The organism is Micromonospora sp. bgisy143 (genome assembly GCF_057708145.1).
Genome location: NZ_JBYIRN010000020.1, coordinates 128,760 through 135,118 on the forward strand (window position 1 = coordinate 128,760; position 6,359 = coordinate 135,118).

Genomic DNA, 6,359 nt, shown 5'->3' on the forward strand with positions numbered 1-6,359 from the left:
GTGTTAGCGTCGCCAGCATGACTGTGCAGATCACCGCCAGGCAGTTCCACGAGGCCGACGGTGTCGAGGACTGGCGGGCGCTCTACCACCTCGTCTCGGCCCACTTCCGGACCGGTTCACTGGCCGAAGGCATCGCGCTCGTCGATGAGATCGGTCAACTCGCCGGCGAATCCGAGCAGCACCACCTCAACATCGACCTACGTCACGCCGGCGTCACCGTGTCCCTGTCTCGGCGCGACATCGGGCTGGCTCGGCAGATCTCAGCCGCCGCCAGGGCACTGCGCATCCCCGCCGACCCGACCGCCGTGCAGCACATCAACGTCACCCTCGACGTACTCGTCGGCGCGAACGTGCTGCCATTCTGGCGGGCGCTGCTCGGTTACCGCGAGATCGGCGATGACTACCTGGCCGACCCGGCGCGCCGCGGCCCGGGCTTCGGCTTGCAGCAGATGGGGGCGGCGCGTCCACACGGCAACCGCATGCACCTCGATATCGCCGTTCCGCACGACCAAGCGGAGGCCCGCGTCGCCGCCGCCCTGGCCGCGGGCGGCCACCTCGTCTCCGCGACGCACGCGCCGATGTGGTGGGTGTTGGCCGACGCCGAGGGGAACGAGGCGTGCGTCGCGACCTGGGTCGGCCGCGAATAGCGCTGCTGCGGGCCACCTTGACGGCGCCAGCGGGCGATGCGGTAGACCTGCCAAGCCAACGGACGGGACTAGTTTCGAGGTCCTCGCGTCAATCGTCCTCGGTGACTGTGAAGGGCGCATAGCCCTCCCCCACCTCTGTCACGTCGAGGTCGCTGAAGACGAGCGTGAGGACGTGCGCGTTCATCGTGAGGCGGACCTCGTGAAACGGAATGCCGATCTTGTCGGCCCACGAGCGTGCACGCTCGGAGTCCGCCACCACCTCCGCACCCGGGTAGAGCGGCTGCCACCGCACTGCCCACACGAAGCCGTCCAGATTCGGGCCGATCTCCCGGTCGGTCAGTCGCTCGTCGAGCGAGCAACGCCAGATTTCAGGGCTCAGCGCCGTCTGCACCTCGGCTGCGACGCAGTACGTGAAGAGGTAGCGGAGGCAAGCAGGTGGGATGTCCGTACGTGGGTCCGCGGTGACATAGACGACGACTTCGTAGTCGCGCAGGTAGTCGGTGTACCCGTGATACACGATCGCGCCGTCGAAGATGTCGTCCAACGCCTGGCTGAGCTGCGCGATCTCCACGCCCTGTTCTACCACCCGCCGGCTTCTCGGCCGCACCTCCTGAGGTGAGCGCTCGCAGTACCATCGCCGCGATGAGCTCCGGTGCTGATTCGAGTCCCTCCTGCGTGCAGCGGGCATACCTGTACCTCGCGAGGGGCGTCGAAACTGCCGGCCCGCCCTACAGCGTCGACGAGCTGCGAGAGACCGCGTCCGCTCGAGTCCAGCAAAGCCCTGGTGGCGGCCAGATGACCGCTACAAGGTTCTCCTCCCGGTCCTGTGAGCCGTCGTCCCCTGGTCCTTGAGCGTGGGTACGCAGTCCGTCGTCGTCCGTGCGTTGCCCAGGGCGTCCGCCCCGATCGCGATCCGGTCAGCTACCCAGCCGATACCACCGTCAACGGGATCAGCGGGCTAGGCTTCGTAGACGGTCGGCGACGACGAAGGCCGCGTCGTCCGAGCCCTGACGCATCCTTCTGGCGGTAATTGCGTCGGCCAACGCGATCAACTCCTCCGATGGCAGACTGTTCGCCCCCCGTACGGGCAATGTCACCTGGGTCTCCGGGTTCGGAGTAGCGATCAGCAGTGACGTGCCGCCTCGCCTCGGGTCGTCCGCCGCGTCGATCTTCGCCGTGGACAAGTCCACCCACCGCGTCCGGAGCCACCGGCGCTCCCCGAGCAACGTCCCGTCCAGCCACGCTCCATACGAGATGACAGTGACCATCGCCAAGCTGAACGCTCCTACGACGCCTTGACCTTTCCCGCTGCACCGGCACCCACCGACAGCCGAACCTTGGAGCGTCGTCGCATACCACCGATCCCCATCTTGTGACTCGCACTGATACTCCTACTCGTCCGTGTCGCCAGGGAGGGCGGTGCCGCACCAGGGGCAGTACCGGATGGCGATGTACGAGGTGCCACCGTCGTGGATGATGAGGCCGTAGCGTTCGTCGCTCGGGTCTGGATCGTGATAGATCAGGTTGTCCGGGCAGTCGAACGGATCGGAGTGCTCGGCACAATCAGCCGCGGCTTGGTTGCGCATCATCTCGCAGCAGAAGGTCACGGCTGATCCTCTCGCGCGACTGACCCGACCGCCTGCTCGGCGTCAGTGAGTGATGAGGCGGCTCGTCGCGGGTGGTCATGGCTCTCCCCGGGTCCGTACACCGTTGAGCTGATCCGCCCCGTCGTCAACGCGGGTATCGAGGTCGACACGCAGGATCTCCAGCATTGGATCCTCCTCCAACGCCGGCGCGGTCATCCGCGAGCAGGCGAGGTATGTCGACGTTAGGTCATAGTCGGTGTTGACGATCCATGACCGGTCTGCCGGCCAGACGTACTCGGGGCCCGCCAGCTCCACACCCGCAACGGCATCCGCCCGGCGCTGCACCTCATCACCGGCATCCAGAGGCGCCGACCACAGCAGCGGCGGGATTCCCCGGACGATCGCGGAAAGGCCGTAGTAGAAGAACACCGGACCCTTGTCACCGGTCGCCGACAATCGCCGGTACAGGGCAGCCCTGGTCACCGGCTCCAGGTGCCCATCAACGACCTCGTAGCGGTGACCGCGCTCGTCATAAAGCAGCGCCGGCTTCAGGCTCGCCCGGACGATCTCTCGGTGGAAGGTGACACCAGCCTCGCCGGCAAGGCTCCGCCAGGTCCTTCGCCCCGGTACCCGCCAGGACGTGAAGGGGTGGAACAGCCGCAGGTAGACCTCGTACCCGGCGGGCAACAGCTCGGCCACCAGGTGCCCCGGTTGCCCGGCGGGTGCCACACCGTCAGTCAGCCACCGCTCAGGCCCGAGATCCAAGCGTGTCACGGTCGCCTCGCCGGTCACCGCGTCACCGCATCGATCGTGCCGCCTTGGAGCAGGCGGTCCGAATGCTCGCCGAGGCGAAGCCGGCCCGGGGAGGCGCTAGCGTCTCGCAGCCACCGGTGCCGTCGCTCACCCAACAGCATTGCGCCCCACCACTCTCCGAACCGTACGGAACATCCGCGATCGCAGCCATTCTGGCGGCACCGGGCCGACCCGAGCGATCGCATTTGGGCCACAGCGCCCAGCGAGGCGCCGCCGCCCAGCCCAGTCGCCGTCGCCGTAGGCGGTTCCGATGGTGTCGCCGGCGCCGAAGAGCCACGTTGCGGTGTGGGGACATGCGCCCTAGCGTGTGCGGCGTAGATACATGTGAGTCGATGGGGTTGGGGGACCTGAATGCGCGCGATGGCCACTGTCGTTGTCGCTTGCCTGACCATGGCCGCCGCCCCAGCCTCGGCGGCCAGCGGGGCGACCCTCGCGTGGGGGGCCTGCCCGGGTGTCGCTGACACCCGTCTGCGCTGCGCCACCGTCCAGGTGCCGCTCGACCACGCGCGGCCAGCCGGCCCAACGATCGACATCATGATCTCCCGGCTCCCCGCGGCCGACCCGGCGCTTCGCCGCGGTGTGCTGTTCACCACGGGCGGCGGGCCGGGTGGTGCCGGTGTCCCCGAGCCGCTGAACCTCGCCGCCGTCGTCGATGCCGCGGTGCTCGCCCGGTACGACATCGTCGGGTTCGACATGCGCTTCGTCGAACGCAGTACTCCGATCACCTGCGGCCAGCCGAAGGAGGAGCCGGGCGGTTACTGGGTTCGCACCGCCACCTATCAGCCCTTCAAGGACACCGCCGCAGAGGCCCACGAATACGCCCGCGCCTGCGCCCGGCACGCCGGCTGGGCGCTGCCGTACGCCACGACCGCACAGGCCGCCCGCGACATGGACGTCATCCGGGCGCGCCTGGGCGAGCGGAAGCTGTCCTTCCTCGGAGGCTCGTACGCGGCGATGCTCGGCGTCGCGTACGGCACGCTCTTCCCGCGCCGGGTGGACCGATTTGTGCTGGACAGCCCGGTCAACTACGACATCGCCTGGCGCCCCTACGAGCTGAAGCGCCTCCCGGCCTTCGAGGAGAACTACGCCGCCTTCACCCGGTACGTTGCCGACAACAGCGCGGCGTTCGAGCTCGGTGCCACGCCGGACGAGGTCGCGGAAACCCTGAGCCAGGCTTTCGCCGAGGCGGCGATCGAGCCGATCGTGGCCGGGGATCACGCCTGGACCACCGGCGAACTGGGCTCCCTGACGGTCATCGCGACGTACTTTGAGCATCTGTGGCCGGTGGTCGCGACCAACCTGGCCGCCATCCTCGCCCACAACCCGCCGCCGATCCCCCTCGACCCGCGGCCAGCTCCCCTGCCCGGGACCCCGGGCGTGCCGGCGGACAACCACACCGCGGTCAACATGGCCTTCCGCTGCGGCGACAACGCGTGGCCGCGCGACCTGGCGACCTACCGCCACGACCTGGCCCGCCTCGGCACCCGCCACCCCGTCTTCGGCCCGTCGATCGCCAACCTGAACCCCTGCGCCTTCTGGTCGGTCAGCCAGGACAACACCCCGCCGCTCGCCAGCAACCGGGCGCCGGCGGCGCTCGTCCTCGCCGCACTGCGCGACGCCGCGGTGCCGCTGGCCAACTCGATCGCGACCGCCCGGTCCATCACCGGCTCACGGCTGGTCACCATGGACAAGCAGACACATGTGCCTCTGCTCAGCGGCCAGGCCAACGCCTGCCTGACCGGCATGGTCACCGCGTACCTGATAGGCGGACAGCTGCCGAAGCACGACATGGCCTGCTAGCCCCGGATCCCGCCGCCGACAGCGGTCGGGGCTTCGCCGTATGTCGCGCCGCCGGAAGGCGGCCACCGGCGCGCCGCCGATCAGGTGCTAGTCGCCTCAGCGTTCTGCGCCGATTGAGGTGCAACAGTCGTCCACCGTGTGATGCGCGACGAGCTGATGCGCCTCCGCGCAGCACGCGGCGTTGCGCTCACCCGTCGGATCCGCCGTTCATCGTGATCGTGCTGGGACCGTCCGGCAGTCCGAGATACCACCAGGTGCCAGGTGGCGGTTCTGGCAGCGTCCCCCGTAGCAGTTTGACCATCGCGTGCGCCAGGTCCACCATCGGGGCGGTGGGCATGGCTGGGCCATGGAGGCCGCGCCAGATCACCGGCCATCCTTCGGTACGCCGCAGCTCAGCGTCCGCCTCCGTCACCGCCCGAAGTGCGCCCATCCGGGCGGCTGCCTCCGACGCGAGCGCCGCGAACGACTCCACCGCATCGGCCCCGACCACCGGCTCCAGGTTCAGGCCCGCGCTGCCGCCGACAGTCGCCACGGCAGCGAGTGAGTCGGCTAGCTGGTCGAACCACGGCCCGGGAGCACCCTCGCGACCCACCACAAGCATCTCGTAGGCAAGGAAGGAGATGCTCACGTCGTAGGCCCAGAAGCTTCGCCCGTTCGCCGACACCGCAGCCGTTCTGGTCATGCAGCCATGATCACGATGATGTCCGCTGCGTCGCAACGGGATTAGCGCCGCACGCCGATGGACGTGTTGCCTGCCGCCGCGCCATCCCCGAAGCCTGAGAGCTCCTGCCGAAAGCCGGAGCTTCCTTGACCTGACTGGTCGGTGCCGATCCCGGGCGGTGCTTCGGTCGCCGTTCGGGACTGTCCCGTACGGCCTGACGGCTTGTTGCCCGGTTCATGCCTTGCTCAGATCGAGGTGCGGCGTTCGACGGGCCCCGGGGGTGAGTCCGTCGCCGCGGTCACCTCAGAGGAAGGAAGTGAAGTATGCAGAGGACACGTCGTCACCTGATGGCCGGTATCGTCGCGATCCTGGCCATGGTCGGCTCGGTGTTGGTCTTCCCGAACAGCGCCCAGGCGTACAACCCGAACCCCACTGTCCGCTGGGCCCAGGTCGACACGGACAACTGCCACCGCATCGCTGGCAACCTGACCGTGACCGCCCAGAGCGACGGGTGCCGCCTCAACGACTCCTTCGACGGGACCTTCTTCCGCAAGGACCCGAACGGCGTGGCGATCAAGATCGAACTGTACGTGGGCTCCACCCTCGTCGCGAAGTCGGAGTTCCACCCGTACGGCGAGGTGCTCTGGGTGTACGACACCCGCGACGACAGCGACACCATCTACACGACGCTGCAGGTCAGAGAGACAGGTCCGTTCTACGGCCCGTGGCGGGGTCCGGTGAACGGTGGCGACCTGTACAACCTCGACATCGACGACGGCAGCACCGTCACGATGGCACTCAATGACAACAAGGACCTCAACAACCTTGACCAGATTTACTTCCTTCAGGGAA

The 6,359-nt window shown here is 68.3% G+C and carries 8 protein-coding genes; 3 read left to right on the forward strand and 5 right to left on the reverse strand.

Annotated elements, in window-relative coordinates; translation table 11 throughout:
* Positions 1 to 17 precede the first annotated feature (17 nt).
* On the forward strand, positions 18 to 647 hold the full coding sequence (locus tag AC3EN4_RS22415) for a VOC family protein (RefSeq protein ID WP_435207674.1): 630 nt from the start codon (positions 18 to 20) through the stop codon (positions 645 to 647).
* 88 nt (positions 648 to 735) lie between these two features.
* Here the strand turns inward: AC3EN4_RS22415 and AC3EN4_RS22420 are convergent, their stop codons facing one another.
* The 4 genes from AC3EN4_RS22420 to AC3EN4_RS22435 form a co-directional block, all read right to left on the reverse strand.
* Complete coding sequence (locus AC3EN4_RS22420; protein ID WP_435207675.1) at positions 736 to 1,218, reverse strand: YxiG-like protein; 483 nt, start codon at positions 1,216 to 1,218, stop codon at positions 736 to 738.
* A 379-nt stretch (positions 1,219 to 1,597) separates the two neighbouring features.
* A complete protein-coding gene (locus AC3EN4_RS22425) occupies positions 1,598 to 1,921 on the reverse strand; it encodes a hypothetical protein (protein ID WP_435207676.1) in 324 nt (107 codons plus the stop codon).
* 117 nt (positions 1,922 to 2,038) lie between these two features.
* Positions 2,039 to 2,254 carry a DUF6980 family protein gene (locus AC3EN4_RS22430; protein ID WP_435207677.1) on the reverse strand — a complete coding sequence of 72 codons (216 nt, stop codon included), beginning with the start codon at positions 2,252 to 2,254 and terminating at the stop codon, positions 2,039 to 2,041.
* 75 nt (positions 2,255 to 2,329) lie between these two features.
* Positions 2,330 to 3,025, reverse strand: a complete 696-nt coding sequence (locus AC3EN4_RS22435) for a hypothetical protein (protein ID WP_435207678.1) — start codon at positions 3,023 to 3,025, stop codon at positions 2,330 to 2,332.
* Between the two features lie 555 nt (positions 3,026 to 3,580).
* On the opposite strand from AC3EN4_RS22435, the gene AC3EN4_RS22440 reads away from it, so the two are divergent.
* Positions 3,581 to 4,846 (forward strand): alpha/beta fold hydrolase, encoded by a 1,266-nt coding sequence (locus AC3EN4_RS22440; protein WP_435207679.1) that lies wholly within the window; start codon positions 3,581 to 3,583, stop codon positions 4,844 to 4,846.
* 187 nt (positions 4,847 to 5,033) lie between these two features.
* Here AC3EN4_RS22440 and AC3EN4_RS22445 read toward each other — a convergent pair whose 3' ends face one another.
* On the reverse strand, positions 5,034 to 5,528 hold the full coding sequence (locus AC3EN4_RS22445; RefSeq protein WP_435207680.1) for a hypothetical protein: 495 nt from the start codon (positions 5,526 to 5,528) through the stop codon (positions 5,034 to 5,036).
* 302 nt (positions 5,529 to 5,830) lie between these two features.
* Here AC3EN4_RS22445 and AC3EN4_RS22450 point away from each other — a divergent pair.
* Positions 5,831 to 6,359 (forward strand): hypothetical protein (locus tag AC3EN4_RS22450; protein WP_435207681.1); only part of this gene is annotated, 529 nt, incomplete at its 3' end.